We start from the raw sequence: 17,886 nt of genomic DNA, 5'->3' as shown, positions 1-17,886 counted from the left end.
AAATTCATCATATTAAATTTATTTTTTGTCTAAGATAAAGTTTTTTACCTAAAAAATAAGTCAAATATTTTTTTAAAAGTGCTAAAATTATATTCAGACAGAGCAAAAACGAGGAAGATAATGAAATATAAAACAACAGTTGAACTACAAGGTAATGGTTCTCTAGTTATGAGAGATGGAACATTAGATAAAGTTGGAGATATGATTTTTGGATATCATGCACTTTTAGCAATTTGCAACGATCAAAGTAAAAAGCAACATTCTTTTGAAAACGGCAAGCAATTTTTTGTGGAATCAATTGGGCAATTACATTCAGAGCGGTTAAAAATAACCATTACCCCAGAGTTTGCTCAAGACGCTATTGCGGTGCTAAAAAAGGAGTATCCAGGATTAGAAATAAAAGGTGAGCAATCTAATCTAGAGCAAAAACGAGGATATAATCCCTAGTTAGCGATTATCTGAGAGAGACTCATAGCGATATGAGTCTTTTATAGAACATCATCAAAAAATTTATTTAGCGATAATAGTTTACAAGTTAACAGAATAAATTCATTATGTTAATCCTATGATTTTAGTATTGATTAGGACTTACAATGCTAAGTTAAATGTTTCTATCATCTGTGTCACTTGTTCGTGCTAGAAACTTGGACGTTGAAATTCAATTTAACCATTTTATTTAAGGAAAAATGCATGGCTAAAGTTCTTTGCATTCTCTATGATGATCCAATTAATGGGTATCCCAAGTACTATGCACGGGATACACTTCCCAAAATAGAACACTACCCTGATGGACAAAATGCACCTACACCGAGATATCTTGATTTTAAACCAGGTACTTTGCTTGGTTCAGTATCTGGTGAGTTGGGTTTACGTCAATTTCTTGAAGCACAAGGACACCAATTTGTGGTGACTTCAGATAAGGAAGGTCCAAATTCTGTTTTTGAAAAAGAATTACTTGATGCTGATGTTATCATTTCCCAACCTTTTTGGCCGGCTTATTTAACCCCTGAACGAATTGCTAAAGCAAAAAAATTGAAATTGGTAATTACAGCGGGTATTGGTTCTGATCATGTGGACTTGCAAGCAGCAAAAGAAAATAACATTACAGTCGCTGAAGTAACCTATTCAAACAGTATCAGTGTCGCTGAGCATGTGGTCATGATGATCCTCTCTTTGGTACGTAATTATTTGCCATCGAATCAATGGGTTATTCAAAAAGGATGGAATATCGCTGACTGTGTTGTGCGCTCATACGATCTGGAAGGAATGACGGTAGGTTCCGTCGCGTGTGGACGTATTGGCTTGGCAGTCATGAAACGCTTAAAGCCTTTTGATGTTAAGCTGCATTATACCGATCGTCATCGATTACCGGAGAAAACCGAAAAAGAGTTAGGCCTTGTTTTTCATAATCATGTTGAATCTCTGGTCCAAGCGTGCGATGTAGTAACTATTAACTGCCCTTTAACACCTGAAACTGAAAATTTATTTGACGAGCACTTGATTAATAAAATGAACCGCGGATCTTATTTAATCAATACTGCTCGAGGAAAAATATGTAATCGCGAAGCAGTGGTGAATGCCTGTGAAAAGGGTCAACTTGCTGGCTATGCAGGTGATGTATGGTTTCCACAACCTGCACCTAAAGACCATCCGTGGCGAACAATGCCTCATCATGGTATGACCCCGCATGTTTCTGGAAGTTCTCTGTCCGCGCAAGCGCGTTATGCTGCAGGGACACGTGAAATTTTGGAGTGTTGGCTAGAAGGACGCCCTATTCGTGATGTATACCTTATTGTGGATAAAGGCAGGTTTGCTGGAACAGGTGCTCACTCATATACTGTAGATAACGCAAATTTAGGCGTTGTAGAAGCATAGATATTTTGTAAATGAACTATCGTTCACATTATTAAAATGTTTATAAAGTGAACGATATTTTACTTCTATTTCCGTGTATTACACATGACATCCACTCGAATTGAACTCATTGTCATATTGTTCAAGAAATTTGATAAAAATTAAATAAACACCATTGGTCCAACCAAAACCAATTTCATTGGTAGCATAACTGTATTTAATTTTATTATCGGTGCGAGTGCTTATTGTACTCACATCATATTTTTCAAAAATAGCGTGATTTCTTTGAAATCCTCTATTTACTGTGTTAATAAATTTAGCAGCCACTTCAATTGCAAATCTTTTATAGCCATATCGTTCAAGCCCCAAAACTGCAAAATATTGCAATGGAGCCCATCCAAAGGGAGCATCCCATTGCAGTCCGGAATTATTAATGCTTGTAACAATACCACCTTTCATTAATAAATCCGGTATATGTTTTACTACTGCGGCAGCTTGTTCCTTAGAGGCGATTCCAGCCCACAAAGGATAAAAAGTGGTAGCAAAGGGATAATATTTACGTTTTTTCTTTTTGAAGTCATAATCTAAATAATAACCAGTTGATTCATCCCATAAATATTGATTTATATATTTAGCGCGCATTTCGGCGCGAGCCTGCCATTTTATGGCTTCGTTATCTTTACCCAGGATTTTGTAGATTTTTTGTGTATCACGCTCCATTTGATACAGCAAAACATTTAAATCTACTGGTGCAAAATCCAATATCCCGGCGCCAAATGGACCATATTTGGCTGTAATATCAAAACCTGATTCCCGAATTGTACGATCCGCAACATAAAAAAGAGGTGTTAATTTATTGTTTTGTGGGTCATAAAAAAGAGCTTTATCATAATCACTTATATAATGTGTTCTAAAATAGTTTATCACTTTTGCATAATAGATAGGTGATTCCTCAGGGGTTTGCCCTGCCCCACCTGAGTAATATCGTGATAACCCAATATGTGGAATTGCACGAGGTGGGGATGTCCAATGATGATATAATTTTTCAATGGCTGGTAAAGTGGATTTTAACCAAAGTTTATCAGGATCCTTGTTATAGTAAGCGAGTATCATTTCAGTTAACACGGGAGGTTGTGTACGTCCTAAATAATAAGTGCGATTGGCATTTAAAACGATCCCATAATTAACGACCTCATAAATTAAGTTATCTACCATATTTTTTGCAAGATTTAATCGATTGCTTTCTAGTAATCCTAACTCAATAAAAAAACTATCCCAAGCATACATTTCATTAAATCGTCCACCAGGAACCACATAGGGATGAGGTAAATAAAGCAATCCATGCTTTTTTATGTGAGCATAATTTTTTGGTAAATATTCAAAGTTAACTTTGTTGACTAATTTTATATTGTTTTCTTTAATTTTTTCGATTAGTTCTGATTCAGGTAGGTATACAATAAATTCATCAGTTAATAATTTTGGATCAACACTGGATTGAATCCAGTTGTCACGGGTCAATCGATTCCAGCTTTTATCAATATATTGTGTTACCTGCAAATTAACAGGATCTATGTTGCAGGAAAACGAGCTTTGAAAAAAAATAACCGATATTATTAATGAACTGTATGTGAAAAGATTTTTTGGCGTTCTATGCAATTTTAATTTCCTTATTTATTCCATTGTTATCGCAACTATTCTAAGGGAATGGAGCTTATTTGAAAAATGAAGGGGGTAGTAAATACCTGCCCATGCCCTATCCACTTGTTGTGTATATAAAATATTTTTTTCACAAAAATCGTCTAGACCATCTATACTAAATTATGATTTTAACACTAACTAAGGAAAGGAAATATCATGTATAAAAAAATGGTACAGACTGCTGTATTTGCATTTGCGTTGGCACTCAGTCCAGTAGTTTTAGCACATTCAGGAGAATGTAAAGAAAGACTAAAAAACATGGTTGAGTCGCTAAAACTTGATGAAAGCCAGAAATCTAAAATAAAACCGATTTTAGAAAAACTTAAAGCGACAATGAAAAATAATGGAGAACAGATGAGAGATTTAAGTAAACAACTCCATCAACAAGCTGAATCGGCATCTATGGACCAATCAACAGTTGACGACTTAATTGATAAAAAAACAAAGCTCATGGGTGATATGATTAAAGCCAAGATAGAAGCAAAAAATCAAATTTATGCAGTCCTTAATCCAGAGCAAAAAACAGAACTACAAAACAAAATGAAAAAGAAGGAAGAAAAAATGGCAGAAAAATTTAAAAAATGTCATGAAGAATGAGTTATTTATAACATCAATCCGGGGGCAATTTTTATTGTTCCTGGATTTTCAATGCATGCAGGTACTTAATGTTATTAAAAGAATATCTTCAGTGCGATACAATTGAATTGGCAACAAGGATCAAAACAGGTGAAATTAGCCCTGTTGAAGCCATGGATTGTGCTCTTTCACGCTTACATGAAGTCAATCCTACCCTCAATGCGATTGTTACTGACTGTTCTGATTTCGCAAAAAAATGCCTAAAAAAACTGAGTGGTAATGAGCCTTACTATGGCGTTCCTTTATTAATTAAAGACTTAGGACATTCCATTACAGGAATCCGCAGTACGGAAGGATCACGCTTTTTTGCTACTAACGTTGCTCCATTTACTAGTGATTTCGTGAGTAAAATGATTTCATTGGGTTTTATACCTATTGCGAAAACGAATACACCAGAGCTGGGTCTTTCTTATGTTACTGAATCTGTTTTATTGGGTCCATGCCGTAATCCTTATGATCCCAATAGAACTTCTGGCGGCTCTTCAGGCGGTTCGGCAGCTGCAGTTGCAGCGGGTATTACTCCTGTTGCCACGGCAAGCGATGGAGGTGGTTCCATTAGAATACCTGCTGCGTGTTGCGGCTTATTGGGATTTAAACCGACCACAGGTTTAACACCAACAGGCCCTTTGACTAATGAATTATGGTCTGGTTTAGCAGTAAATTTTGTCTTAACACGTTCGCTTAGAGATTCAGAAGCATTATTCAATCAATTAGCAGATCAATTCCGTGTGCGCCCTCTTCCCGCTGATAAAAAGTCATTGAATATTCTTTGCTTAGAGGGCGTTTTTGCATCAGTACCTATTGCAATTCCTTGCCTTGAGGCAGTAAGTAAAGTTAAAGAGCTATTAGAAAAAGCCGGCCATACAATTAAGAAGAAATATTTAGCGTTGGATATTAATGCTATTGGTGATTGCGTGATTACTCTTATTTCAGCAAATACATATACAACGATTAAACTTCAAGAAACTCAATTAGGAAGAAAAGCAATGCGTGATGAGCTCGAACCAGTTACCTGGGAATTTTATCAGCGTGGACAAACTATTTCTTCTTATGAATATCTCATTGCAAAAAACAATTTATATCAGCTTACTCAACCATTACATCACTTGCTAAATCAAAATGATATCATATTAACCCCGGCTCTAGCTCAGCTTCCTTTATTTATAAATGAATTAAGAACTGATGACGAATTTGAGAACTACTTGCAGAAAAATGTAGAGTTTTCTCCATTTACTTCAATATTTAATCAAGCTGGCCTACCGGCAATGACTCTTCCTATTATGATGCATCATCAATTTCCAGTATCAATACAATTGGGGGCTGCTCAAGGGAATGACTTGCAGCTATACTCCCTGGCAAAAGAACTGCAAACGATGTTACCTAATCTTAATCCGAACATATTATCGTAAATAATGAGTTAACATAGTAAACATGTGTATTCCAAGCACCCGATTTTTATAAAAATGTGGTTTTGAAACAGAATTTATCAGAGAAAATATCAAAAATCCTAAATTTACAAAAACATTTTTTATTAAATATTTTAAATACGAAATCTAAACGCAAGATATTAGAAAAAACTCTAAATGTGGTAACAAATAATTTATAAAGTCAATTTCTTAATACCAAAGAGCCTCCGCTGACGTGGGGGCTCTTTAGGTTCAACTGTTGTTCATCTGGAATTTAGTTTGGCATGGAATTACTTTTATTTATATTTTGAATGCCAAGATCTTTAACTCCGCTTTTTTCAGCCATGCTACCTACCTTTGGCATAGGGCTCTCAGCAGTCATTTTTGGTGCATTTTGATTTGTTGTTACTTTGGCATGCATTACAGTTGATTTAGCTGGAGTACTTTTAGCTGCTTGTTTAAAGTTTGTCTTTGGCGCAGCAGCCTTAGTATTTTTTTTGGCACTTGCCTTTTTCGCAGGTGAAGATGCTTTTTTAGGCGCAGGCGAAGCTTTTTTTGCAGAAGATGCGACTTTTTTAGCTGCGGAACCCGCTTTTTTTGCAGAAGAAGTAGCTTTTTTAGCTACAGTCTTAGCAGTTGTTTTTATGCTTTTTTTCATGGAAGATGAAGCTTCATTTATTGCTTTTTTAGTATTTTGATCCATATTTCGAGAAACATTGAACCAATGATGCTCAAGAATATTGAACGTTTCCCTCATATAATTTAGAGTCATATGACTATTTTGGATAAATAGTTCCATATTTCTCTCAAAAATATCTTCTGGTTTCTTTAGGCTTAATAAATCCATTGGCTTCATTAAAGATAGGTTTTGCATCATTTTAACATTGAGCTCCATTAGTTTTTGCATTGGAGCTTCAAAATTGTTAAACATTTTTTGCTCAAAAAATTCGTTTTTCATTAGCATCTCCTTATGTTGCATTGCACAATTCAAAGATAGTTATAATCAGTTGATTTGTCAAATAAAATCGATTCTTTATAAATTTAAAGCACTTGTATTTTTTATTATGGGTAAAGACAAACACATCAATGATAACAGAAATTAAGGCAGTAACTAAATTCACTACCCGTTTTCAAACATTATAAAACTAAAGGTCCGAAGGCAACTCCTGATAATGAAATTTTTTTTGATTAGCCAGCAATATTGATTTACATAAGCTTCGAATACAGCTATTAGTTTACCTGTGCTAATAACTTATATAAAAAGGGAAACAAAATAAGTTTTAGGTATGGACCGTAATGGATTAGCTGTTTTATTATGATGCCTATGAAAAATAAATGCATACATCAATGATCAAAATAAATAATCTATCCTCCAATTTAATTATTTTTTTACTGATTCTAGTTTTTTGTTCATCAATGAGTTGGGCAAAATCAGGCATTATTGTATTCCAAAGCGATTTTGGCATGCGAGATGGAGCCGTAAGTGAGGTAAAAGGAGTAATGTACACTGTTGATCCTTCTCTGATAATTTCAGATTTAACTCATCACATACCCGCTTATAATATTTGGGAAGCATCATACCGCCTTTACCAAACAGCCCCGTATTGGCCCAAAAACTCTGTATTTGTAAGTGTCGTTGATCCTGGTGTTGGAACCAAACGGCGATCTGTAGTTGCTTTAACAAATAATGGTCAATATTTTGTAACTCCAGATAATGGAACGTTGACCATGGTGGATGATGCATTTGGAATCAAAGAAGTCCGTGAAATTGATGAAAACAAGAACCGTTTAAAAGAATCAAGTTCATCATATACCTTTTTTGGGAGAGATGTGTATGGTTATACTGCAGCCAAACTCGCTTCGGGTCAAATTTCATTTGAAGAGGTAGGGCCTAAACTTAATGAACCTATAGTAAAGATTCCTTACCAAAAGGCTGTCATCGAAAATAATATATTGCGTGGCACAATAGTCATTCTTGATTCTCAATATGGAAACGTTTGGACTAACATTGATAAACAATTGCTAGAAAAATATAATTTTAAGGCTAATGAATGTTATAAGGTAAAAATCTATTACAATAAGCATGATAAATTTGAGGGTCTATTGCCTTATAAAAAAACTTTTGGTGAAGTTCTGAAAGGTTCGGACTTACTTTATTTAAATAGTTTGCTTCATTTGTCAATAGCAAGAAATCAAGGTGATTTTACTAAGGTTCACGCGATTGGCTCAGGTCCTGATTGGGAGATAACAGTTGCCAAAACCAATAAGCAGCAGCACCAATGTAATAAATGAGTGGATATATATTGAAGAATGAGTATAGGCCAGATATTGATGGTTTGAGAGCTGTTGCTATTTTATTTGTTTTATTTTTTCATGCAGGATTCAAATTATTTCCCTCAGGATTTATCGGCGTTGATGTATTTTTTGTTATTTCCGGATTTTTAATCACTAATATTATTCATAATTCATTACAAGACAATCGTTTTTCTTTTATTGATTTTTATAGTCGAAGATTGTGGCGCTTACAGCCAGTATTGATTTGTTTGATAGTGAGCACCATTCTTTTTACTTTAATTTTTTATTTGCCTGAAGATTTGATTCAATATTCTAAAAGTGCTCGTAAAGCCTCTTTTTTTATTTCAAATACTTTTTTTGAACGCATAACAAAAGGTTATTTTTCACCAAATATAAGCCAATTACCTTTATTACATTCTTGGTCGTTATCTATAGAATGGCAATGCTATTTAATTTTGCCTGCAATGATTTACTGCCTTTGTCGAATTAATAAAAAATATACTGCAAAAATCATCTACTTACTTACTCTGTTTTTTTTAGTTTTAGCTTTATTCTTTTCTGCAAAGGAACCAGCAAAAAACTACTATCATTTATCAAGCCGGTTTTTTGAGTTTTTAATCGGTTCATGCATTGTATTTAGTCAAAATCGACTTTCATTAAATAAATTTTTTTTAGATTTGCTAAGCGCTGTTGCTATTTTAACCTTATTTTATATAGCAACGCATGAAAATATTAATGTAGGTTTTCCTAACGGATATGCTGTTGTTTTGTGTTGTGCAACAGCCGCACTTATAATTTCGGGAAAATATCATCCTCAATCAATTCTAATCCGACTGCTTTCCATGAGGCCTATAGTCGGAATAGGGCTGCTTTCATACTCGTTATATATTTGGCATTGGCCTGTATTGGCATTTCTTCGCTATTTGCAAATTGAAGAAACAGTCCCCGTTTTATTATGTACATTTACTTTGATTTTTATTATCTCTTATTTTTCTTGGCGATTTATTGAAAAGCCAACACGCAAGTTTCACAAACTGAAATTTGGCTATAGCTTAACTTATTTACTCATATTTCCTATTCTCTTAACCCACGCGAGTGACTACGCAATCAAAAAATATGAAGGATACCCTGAACGTTTTAAGGAAATGGCTAATATTAACATGCAGTTAAAACGATACGCCTACCTACAGAGGCCCTTGTGTCTCCAGGAAAAAAACGTTGAAGTGAACGCCCTATGTGTTCTTGGTGCCAATAACTCAAATAGCAAAATAGGTTTTTTGTTTGGTGATTCTCATGCCAATCATTTATGGGGTTTCATTGATGTTCTTGCACAAAAAGCCAACTTATCTATTCAGACTCATTCGACTGCAGCATGCCTTTCTTTACCAGGAATCTATCAATACGATTGGAATAAAGAGGTCTATACAGCGTGCCATGAGCAAACTAAACGGTATTACAACATGATCAGGAAAAATCACTATAACTTTGTAATCCTGGCGCAAAACTGGGAAGGATATCTAAGTGGGAAACTCATCAAAAATGAGTCCGTTGAGTTGACTAAAAGTCGAATTGAAAAAGCATTAGACAGCGCATTGCGAATCATTATTACCTCTGGAGCGAGACCCGTTTTAGTAAAGACAGTTCAAGCACGTTATGATGCTTATGATTGTTTTTTTAACCATATAAAACAAAGAAAAAAATATAACTCCAAAGAATGTAATTTTAAAGGTGAGTCTAATTGGCAGGATGATTTGTTTTCACGCCTAAAGAGTAAATATACTCAATTAATAATTATTGATCCTAAAAAGGTGCAATGTCTCAAAGGTCAATGCAGCGTAGATATTAATGGTATACCCGTATTTCGCGACTCTGGACATATCACTGATTATGCCTCATATCATCTAGCTACTCGTTACTTACAATTATATCAAAATCCCTTGACATAGCATGGAAGCGATATCATCAACTAATGGTTGATGCTCTTATAATGATGAAAATGATGTAGTTATCTTGAGTAGACAAATATCAGCATTGAAATCCTAACAGACAAAAAACGGTTTGGTTAATTTCAGATTATTTTTTATAAAAAGAAATAGCATAAATCCCATTTTTTCAGGTAGGATGAATAAGACTTTTATTGTAATTTTCAAGGAGAGTATCGTGGGCAAACTTACTGTTGATGGAATGACTGCAGTTGAAAGGGCAAAAAAAGACCGAGCTAATGCTTTAAAAATATTAACTTCAAAGCCATTTAACTTAAATGATGAGGAACAACAAGCCGCACTTAAAAAATACATTAATGATTTCGAATACAATGCAAATCTAATGTATCTTTTCCAAGGAATGAGCACTGGTTTAACCGCTTGGGGTGGCACCTGGCTTGCAGGATTTCTTTTACCAATTCCTGAATTCGCTAATTATTTTCTAAGTATGTTTCTTTATTGTGGTGCTGCTGGCTATATTCTTCAAAATTTCAGTCTGGCAGATTTCCATAACCAACTTGATGAAATGAAGATTATTTACAACTGGTGCTTGAAAAAAAATCAACCAGAATATGATGGAACAACGGATAATACAGCAATACTCTCCAATCCAAATATTCAACGGATGATTAAATTAATGGCTCCCTTATGCCCAACTGAGTTTATATTGGTATGGAAAAAAATAACTGCAGCGGAGGAGACTAAAAGCTCTATTTGGAGTACTTTCTCTTATGCTTATTCCCTCTTCTCAGCACCTAAATCCAATGTTGATCTCAATCGTCTTCAAGACTTGAAGGCAAGTGTGGAGCGACGAGAGCTTGATGTAGGTGTGTATAAAGGTGTAGAAGGAGCAATTCGCTACTTCGCTACGGATGCCAATTTCAGAGAGTTTTTAATGGCAAAAGTAAAACAACCAGTCGAGCAAATACGAGATATGTTGCCTTCCACGCTTAGTTTAGGACATTCCAAATCAGAATAATTGCTATTCCCGGATGCTGCAAAGTAATCCGGGTTTTCTAATTCGGATAGCAGCAAATGCAAACTAAATAAACAATTGCTTTAATTTATTTGATTTTAAATAATTCACTTTGATAGAGTTTCGCTGGTTTAATTTCACTAACTGAGGCTTTGGACTTAACTATACCAACTTGTCGAGCAATGGCAGGTTTGCTGTTAATCTTTGCTGAGTTTGGAAGAAAAATTTTACGGAAGCGTGTTAAAGCAGGTATAGCTCATGCAAAACCAATAGACATCAGTATTATCAAATGAAAGATTTTCATTTTCTTATCCAAAATAAGGACATATTCTGTACTGTTTGTACCTATAAATTGAACCAATCGCTTTGGTTAGCATAGCGTAACCCAGCGGGGTTTTAAATGTATAAGTGAATATTTTCACGCTAATGTAGCTCAGGTATTTTTTATAAACGGTCCTTTTCATCAGGATCCCGGCCGAACCTCTATTTAGAATACGATAAAATTTTTGCAGTAAAACGACTTCTTAAATAGAATCCACGAGGTAATGTTTTGATTTTATTGCCATGAATATCATAACCGTAACATAATGATTTTCCACTAGCAGCCTTAGGTCTCACCTGCAAATACTCGCCTGATTGCGCATTAAGTGTTTCAAGATGTCCACTACTGATTTGAAATGATAAATAATTCCAATCTGCTTCTAAAATACCTTCTTCCACTTCATCAGGTGACCATAAAAACCCTTGTCCAACTCTTCTTTGCAGATAAGGAATATCATTATCTCCTTCTACAGGAATCCATAAAACTCGTTTTAATTTGGCATAACACTGCGATGATTTCCATTGCTGTTGATGAATTGTAAGCAAAGGAATAGAGGTAATAAATGTCGATTCGGCGGGTCTTCCTGATTTATTTATAGGAAGTGTTTTTAGCTCTATACCTAAGTTCTGGAAATCAGGTAATGACTTATTCTGAGCATCAGTGCCTAAAGCAAGTTCAATTGCTTGACCAACCCATCCTTTTCGTTGGTTAGGATGAGATGGAATGAATAAACCCAGGTTCAGACCTAATTGTGCAAAACTTAGGCCTGCAAGACTGATACAACTCTCGAGCAGTTCAGCTTCAGTTTTCGGTGGTGGTCTGTTTTTTAATCGTGAAATCACCTTCTCCCTCTTTAAATTCAATTGCAAGTGGTTCAATAGGTGGCTTAATATTTGCTGCTTTAAACTGAGCCATAATAGCAAACAATACTTTAGACCGTACTTCAAAACGGGTATGTACTTGAACGTTAATAAAATATCGAGCCTCAAACTCAAGTAACGCTTCATCAATCTTCTTAAGGAAAACTTGAGCAGGTGGATCTGTAACGATTTCAGGAGTTGTAGCCAGGATATCCTGTATAAGTTGCTGAACCATAACAGCATCATCAGAGCGACTAACCTTTATAGGAATAACTGTTCTAACAATACCATCTTGATGTGTCCAGTTAGTAAATGGTTTATTAAAAGTTTCTGCATTGGGGATCAAAACTTCCATATTGTCCCAGGAAGAAACTCTCATAGAACGAATGCCAATATGAGCAACTCGTCCTTCATGCTCACCAATGGTCACTAAATCACCTTCACGCACGGGTCTTTCAACAAGTAGCGTCAAACCACCTACAATATTACTGGCAAAATCACGCAAACCAAATCCCATACCTACAGCAAGCCCTCCAATAATCATTGACATACCGCTAAAATCAAATCCAAGTATATGGAGAGAAACAAAACCACCTAAAAGAACAATCGCATATTGACTAAAAACTGAAAGACTATTACGAATCCCTACATCTTTAGCATTTTTAAATACCTAGCGATAACAAAATTCCCGTGTCCATTTAGAAGCCCAAACAAAAACTGCAAGCAGAATAAAAAATTCTATAGTACTTGTAACAGTAATATGGATTCCTGGGATATTTACAACAGTATATTGTGCGAACTTACCCAAACTGACCATTACTAATGAATCAGAATACCAACCAAACAATTGGAAAAGAACATGAAAACTTGCTAAAAGCAGCAGGACTCTTAAAATCTTATCTAATGGCTTTAAAAAGACCTCTATCCATAACCATCCATTTCGCAATGAAGAAATCATTAATTCAGAAAATAATTCCAGGGCATCAAACAATAAACCTCTGGCAAAAATATATCCTACAAGTACGAGTAATACATAAGCCTGATATTGGCTCATGCTCCATGCCAAACTAATAAATCCTAATAACCCAATTACGGCCGTCGTAAACAATGTTGTAGGAATTAGAATAACCAACAAGGAAATAGCGTTTTTGACGTATCCTTTTTGACTCTTTAGCATAGGACCTAGAAGATAAGGAATAACATCTTTACTTTTCCATGCCACCAAAGAAATTGTTAAAATAAAGAGCATAAATAAGCGATTAAATATATCTTGAAGAAGTATCGATAAAGGGAGTAAATGACCAACATTCATTAAGGCAGTAGTCCAGCCACCGAATAGTAATAGCCATTTTAAACGGTAATAAAGTTTGACGTCCTTACCCGATGAGTCAGAGATGCGCTCTAGCAATACCAAGCGTGCTATTAAAATTAAAATTCTAAAAATAAACCATACCACAATTAATTTAAAGAATAACTGATAATTGGAAAAAGAAATATGAGTTATGTAAAGCAATGCCCATAACATAGTCGCGATACATAAATAAGGTAAATTTCTTTGTACTAAAACGAGAACTCCATCATATAGGTAACCTGTTAATCGTGATCGCTCTTTGTCGCGTCGTAATATCTTTAATATACGACTTATCATAAAGAAAAAAATTGCAATAAAAGCAAATCCTCCCCATAAGATTACCATGGATAAAGGACTTAGCCATAAATAGCTGTCATAAACCTTTACGCTTAATGTCTTTATGTATTTATAGAACAAACTTGGAATAGCTGCTATTTTCTTGAGAATAATTGGCCAGCTACTGATATTGTAATCGGCAAGGGTTTGTCGGGAGGATATCAATTTTTTGAGCTGGGCTTGATAATCAGACAAACTTTTGACTAGAAGTTGTTTTTGTATACTCGCTTCTTTAAGTTGTTGTGCCAATGTTTTTTGTAAAGAGCTTATTTCTCTCTTTAAACTTGGTGCTACAACAAGTTTAGTTTCATTGGCTAAAAAATTTTCAATTTGCCGAATATTCTTTTCAACCTTAGCGTATTGACTTAATGCATCTTTATAAATATCCGTAATGAGCTGTAAATTTTTTGTATCTGGATTTTTAAGATAAATAATATCTGCTTTAACCACAGTTTTTTGTATATTTAAAGCGTTTAAATGGTTTTGAATTGCCGCAATATTTTGATTATTAATCAATAACATCGCTTCATGATCTGCTGCTGTAAGCTGTATTAATGACTTGGACTTTTTCAGCGGTTGTTGAGTCGTACCATTGCTTTCATAAAGTATATTTAAGCGTTTATTGAGCTGCTCTTTTAATGATTTAATCTGTACGAGTTTTTGTTCCAGTACAAAGTTTGAATGCCACAATTCCAAATGTTTTATTTCGTCATTGATAGCATCTTGGTATTCCTTGGCAAGCTTTAGATTTTCAATTACGAGTTCCGTCGTTTGTTTGTTAATAGTCAGCAAATTCTCCACTTTTTCTACTCGCTCAGGAATGGTTGTATTTTCCTTGACGATAGGCATCTGTTGAAGCAGCTTTAAACGTTGATTTAAAATGTTTTGTTCTTTACTTTGATGATCGAGAAAGTTTTCTAAACTGGCAATTTTAACACTTGTCATTGAAAGTATCGCTGACACTTGCTTCATTTTGGCACTAAACTCTTTCTCGCTTTTAAGCTGTATTGGCTGTTTTGCATCCTGAATGGCAGTCGTTAAATGTATTTTTTCTTGAGTTAAATATTCAGTAAATGTAGCCTGTTTTTTTACAGAAGCAGGAGCAGGAGCAGCTGTAGCAAAAGTAGAACAAAAAAATATAAAAAATAAAAGCGCCCAATATCTTCGATTTACAATCAATGTGCTTATTTTCTCTAAGAAGGAAGCATTCCTGCGAATGCACAGATCCTTTTCCAAATTGGCTTTAGTACCAAGTGGAAAGAAAATCCTTGACTTCGCAGGGGAAAACGATTTTTTTATAAGGTTAGCAAGATTTCTACCAAGCTTTAATATGTTATTTGGTCTGAGTAGTTGGAGCAAGTCTTATTCCCAATTCAGTTAATTGTGCGCTGCCCGTAGGCGATGGCGCACTCGTTAAAAGACATGATGCTGTTTGAGTTTTAGGAAAAGCAATCACATCTCTAATTGACGTTGAATCTGTAAGTAACATAGCTAAACGATCAATACCCAGGGCAATACCACCATGCGGAGGTGCCCCATATTGTAAGGCATCCAACAAGAAACCAAACTTTTCTTGGGCTTCTTGCGCATTAATTCCGAGCAACTCAAAAACTGCTTTTTGTAAATCTGATTGGTGAATACGTATAGACCCTCCACCAATTTCATAACCATTAATTACTATATCATAAGCCTTCGCCAATGTGTGTGTTGGATAAGCACGTAAATTCTCTGGTGACAGATCTTTTGGAGAAGTAAAAGGATGATGCATTGGATTTAATTTGTTGCTCTCATGGTCCATTTCAAACATTGGCCAATCAACAATCCATAATAACTCCCAGCCCTCTTTCAGTAGTTTTCTATCATGTCCCAATTTTATTCTTAAGGCACCCATCGATTCGTTAACGATATGATTTTTATCGGAGCCAAAGAAAATTACATCTCCCGATTGAGCCTTTGTACGTTGTAAAATTGCATGTACAGCTTCTGCAGAAAGAAACTTTAAAATAGGTGATTGTAAACCATCTATTCCTTCATCAAGATTATTTACCTTAATGTAGGCAAGACCTTTAGCACCATAAATACCTGCAAAACGACCGTAATCATCCAAATCTTTTCTGCTGAGATCACAACCACCAGGCAGGCACAAGGCGATCACTCGGGACTCTGAATCATTAGCGGCAGCAGAAAATACTTTAAAATCACATTCCTTAACTAAGTCTGCAACATCAATCAGCTCTAAAGGATTACGTAAATCAGGTTTATCACTACCAAATCGTCGCATTGCTTCAGCATAAGACATTCTATGTAACTTTTCAGGCAAATCCACATTAAGAATTTGCTTAAACACTACTTTTAACAAACCTTCAATAAGATTTAAAATATTTTCTTCATCAATAAAAGCCATTTCAATATCAAGTTGCGTAAACTCTGGCTGCCTGTCAGCACGTAAATCTTCATCACGAAAACAACGAACAATCTGATAATACTTGTCAAAACCCGAAATCATTAATAGTTGTTTAAACAGCTGCGGCGATTGAGGCAAGGCATAAAATGATCCAGGATGAACCCTAGAGGGTACCAAGTAATCACGAGCTCCCTCTGGAGTTGCCTTAGTAAGCATTGGTGTCTCAATATCAAGAAAGTTATGTTGATTGAGATAACTTCGAATACAGTGATTCAACTGATGTCTTACAACTAATTTATGCTTCATTGAAGGACGTCGTAAATCGATATAACGATACTTATAACGTAGGTCTTCATTTACGACTTGGAAATCGTCGGGTAAGAATGGCGGCGTAGGTGATTGATTAAGAATCTCCAATTTGGAACCGACCACTTCGACTTTGCCTGTAGCCATGGTTTCATTAATCATTCCATCAGGTCTTTTACGTACAATTCCAGTAATTCGAACAACAAACTCAGAGCGTAGTTTTTCTGCATCTGCAAAAGATATTTTATTTTCCGGTTCATATACTACTTGTAATAGACCTGAACTATCACGAATATCGAGAAATATTACACCACCATGATCGCGACGATGATGTACCCAACCACATACAGTAACCTCTTTGCCTAAACTTGACTCATCCACGCCCAAACAGTAGTGTGTACGCATATAAAAACCGCCTATTTAAATTTTACAGATTATTTGCTAATGCTGCCTCTGATGGTGGCGGCATTACTCCTAAAGAAATTATAAGTTTTAGTGCCTCATCAATACTCATATCTAACTCCATTACATCACTTCTAGGAAGCATAATAAGAAAACCTGATGTGGGGTTAGGAGTGGTCGGCATAAATAAAGATATCATGTCATCCTTTACTTTATTATTTATTACAGCATTTGCTGAACCTGTCTGAAAGGCGATACTCCATAACCCTTTACGGGGATACTCTATTAAAACCACTTTACGGAAGGCTTCACTGTTTGTGGATAATACTGTATTAATTACTTGTTTTACTGTTTTATAAATTGTGCGAACCAGAGGAATTCTGCTAAGAATAGACTCCCCCCACGCTACTAACCGTTGTCCTAAATAATTGGTAGCAATTATGCCAGTAGTGAGTAGAATGATAAGTGATAAGATAACTCCCAGACCTGGAATATAATGTCCAATGAGTTGTTCAGGCTGATATGCTTTAGGAATTAAAGCCAAGGTATTGTCGAGTAATTCAATAATAAAGCGTAGCACACCTATGGTTATAAGTATAGGTAACCATACTACCAAGCCAGTGAGTAAGTAGCTTCTTAATGACATTGTTTTCACTTGGTATCACCATCTTGTGTAGTTTTTGATGAGGAAGTATCTTTTGTTTTATCCGTTGAAGCGGAATCGTCATTTTTTGCTGTTTCCTGGGGTTTGCTGTTTTTATTTTTAAAATCAGTAGCATACCAACCGCTGCCCTTAAGTTGAAAGCCAGCCGCAGAAATAAGCTTAATTACAGTATTTTGATAACATACAGGGCACTGCTTTACAGGCTCGTCACTGATTTTTTGCATTAAATCAAAATGATGATTGCAACTTGTACATTGGTATTCATAAATTGGCATCGAAAACGACTCCATTGACTTCAGATAGTTTAATCTAACCTATTATTATAGCTAACTCATGAAAAATGAACAATATGTAAGCTCCGACAAAGATCGGCTCATGCCTCTGAGTTCAGATA

General features: G+C 35.3%; 14 protein-coding genes and 1 pseudogene. 8 read left to right on the top strand and 7 right to left on the bottom strand.

Translation table 11 applies throughout. The features are described 5' to 3' along the window. Positions 1-120 precede the first annotated feature (120 nt). Positions 121-447: a hypothetical protein gene (locus tag Ltuc_RS05625; RefSeq protein ID WP_058520323.1), complete on the top strand. Its 327-nt coding sequence runs from the start codon at positions 121-123 to the stop codon at positions 445-447. A 243-nt stretch (positions 448-690) separates the two neighbouring features. Further along, the gene (locus Ltuc_RS05620; RefSeq protein ID WP_058520322.1) at positions 691-1,875 is read left to right on the top strand and encodes an NAD-dependent formate dehydrogenase; all 1,185 of its coding nucleotides are present in this window, start codon (positions 691-693) and stop codon (positions 1,873-1,875) included. A gap of 78 nt (positions 1,876-1,953) precedes the next feature. On the opposite strand, the gene Ltuc_RS05615 is transcribed toward Ltuc_RS05620, so the two are convergent. Then, entirely contained in the window at positions 1,954-3,411 is a 1,458-nt protein-coding gene (locus Ltuc_RS05615; protein ID WP_238584074.1) for an alpha,alpha-trehalase, read from the bottom strand. 297 nt (positions 3,412-3,708) lie between these two features. On the opposite strand from Ltuc_RS05615, the gene Ltuc_RS05610 reads away from it, so the two are divergent. Continuing rightward, positions 3,709-4,149 (top strand): Spy/CpxP family protein refolding chaperone, encoded by a 441-nt coding sequence (locus Ltuc_RS05610; protein ID WP_058520320.1) that lies wholly within the window; start codon positions 3,709-3,711, stop codon positions 4,147-4,149. 68 nt (positions 4,150-4,217) lie between these two features. After that, positions 4,218-5,597, top strand: coding sequence for an amidase (locus Ltuc_RS05605; RefSeq protein WP_058520319.1), 1,380 nt, complete (start codon positions 4,218-4,220; stop codon positions 5,595-5,597). Positions 5,598-5,868: 271 nt separating this feature from the next. On the opposite strand, the gene Ltuc_RS05600 is transcribed toward Ltuc_RS05605, so the two are convergent. Beyond that, positions 5,869-6,552 (bottom strand): hypothetical protein, encoded by a 684-nt coding sequence (locus tag Ltuc_RS05600; RefSeq protein WP_058520318.1) that lies wholly within the window; start codon positions 6,550-6,552, stop codon positions 5,869-5,871. Between the two features lie 377 nt (positions 6,553-6,929). On the opposite strand from Ltuc_RS05600, the gene Ltuc_RS05595 reads away from it, so the two are divergent. From Ltuc_RS05595 to Ltuc_RS14945, 4 genes are all read left to right on the top strand, one after another. Further along, positions 6,930-7,886, top strand: a complete 957-nt coding sequence (locus Ltuc_RS05595; protein WP_238584073.1) for an SAM hydrolase/SAM-dependent halogenase family protein — start codon at positions 6,930-6,932, stop codon at positions 7,884-7,886. Further along, complete coding sequence (locus tag Ltuc_RS05590) at positions 7,883-9,835, top strand: acyltransferase family protein (RefSeq protein WP_058520317.1); 1,953 nt, start codon at positions 7,883-7,885, stop codon at positions 9,833-9,835. The genes Ltuc_RS05595 and Ltuc_RS05590 overlap by 4 nt, the downstream gene beginning before the upstream one ends. Positions 9,836-10,049: 214 nt before the next feature. Next, entirely contained in the window at positions 10,050-10,850 is an 801-nt protein-coding gene (locus tag Ltuc_RS05585) for a hypothetical protein (protein WP_058520316.1), read from the top strand. A gap of 131 nt (positions 10,851-10,981) precedes the next feature. Continuing rightward, positions 10,982-11,140, top strand: coding sequence for a recombinase family protein (locus Ltuc_RS14945; RefSeq protein ID WP_274519410.1), 159 nt, complete (start codon positions 10,982-10,984; stop codon positions 11,138-11,140). Between the two features lie 190 nt (positions 11,141-11,330). Here Ltuc_RS14945 and mutH read toward each other — a convergent pair whose 3' ends face one another. The 5 genes and pseudogenes from mutH to Ltuc_RS05560 all read right to left on the bottom strand — a co-directional run bounded on the left by mutH (position 11,331) and on the right by Ltuc_RS05560 (position 17,767). Then, positions 11,331-12,011 (bottom strand): DNA mismatch repair endonuclease MutH, encoded by a 681-nt coding sequence (mutH, locus tag Ltuc_RS05580; RefSeq protein ID WP_058520315.1) that lies wholly within the window; start codon positions 12,009-12,011, stop codon positions 11,331-11,333. Beyond that, positions 11,971-14,904 (bottom strand): annotated as a pseudogene (locus Ltuc_RS05575) (mechanosensitive ion channel domain-containing protein). Before Ltuc_RS05575 ends, mutH begins: the two are co-directional and overlap by 41 nt. 145 nt (positions 14,905-15,049) lie before the next feature. Continuing rightward, positions 15,050-16,831, bottom strand: coding sequence for an aspartate--tRNA ligase (gene aspS, locus Ltuc_RS05570; RefSeq protein WP_058520314.1), 1,782 nt, complete (start codon positions 16,829-16,831; stop codon positions 15,050-15,052). 22 nt (positions 16,832-16,853) lie between these two features. After that, complete coding sequence (locus tag Ltuc_RS05565; RefSeq protein ID WP_058520313.1) at positions 16,854-17,483, bottom strand: DUF502 domain-containing protein; 630 nt, start codon at positions 17,481-17,483, stop codon at positions 16,854-16,856. Next, positions 17,480-17,767 carry an FmdB family zinc ribbon protein gene (locus Ltuc_RS05560; RefSeq protein ID WP_058520312.1) on the bottom strand — a complete coding sequence of 96 codons (288 nt, stop codon included), beginning with the start codon at positions 17,765-17,767 and terminating at the stop codon, positions 17,480-17,482. The genes Ltuc_RS05565 and Ltuc_RS05560 overlap by 4 nt, the downstream gene beginning before the upstream one ends. Positions 17,768-17,886: the final 119 nt, after the last annotated feature.

It is taken from the genome of Legionella tucsonensis (assembly GCF_001468035.1).
Lineage (GTDB): Bacteria > Pseudomonadota > Gammaproteobacteria > Legionellales > Legionellaceae > Legionella > Legionella tucsonensis.
The sequence above is the reverse complement of the archived record's forward strand: the minus strand, read 5'-3'. Positions and strand labels throughout refer to the sequence as shown.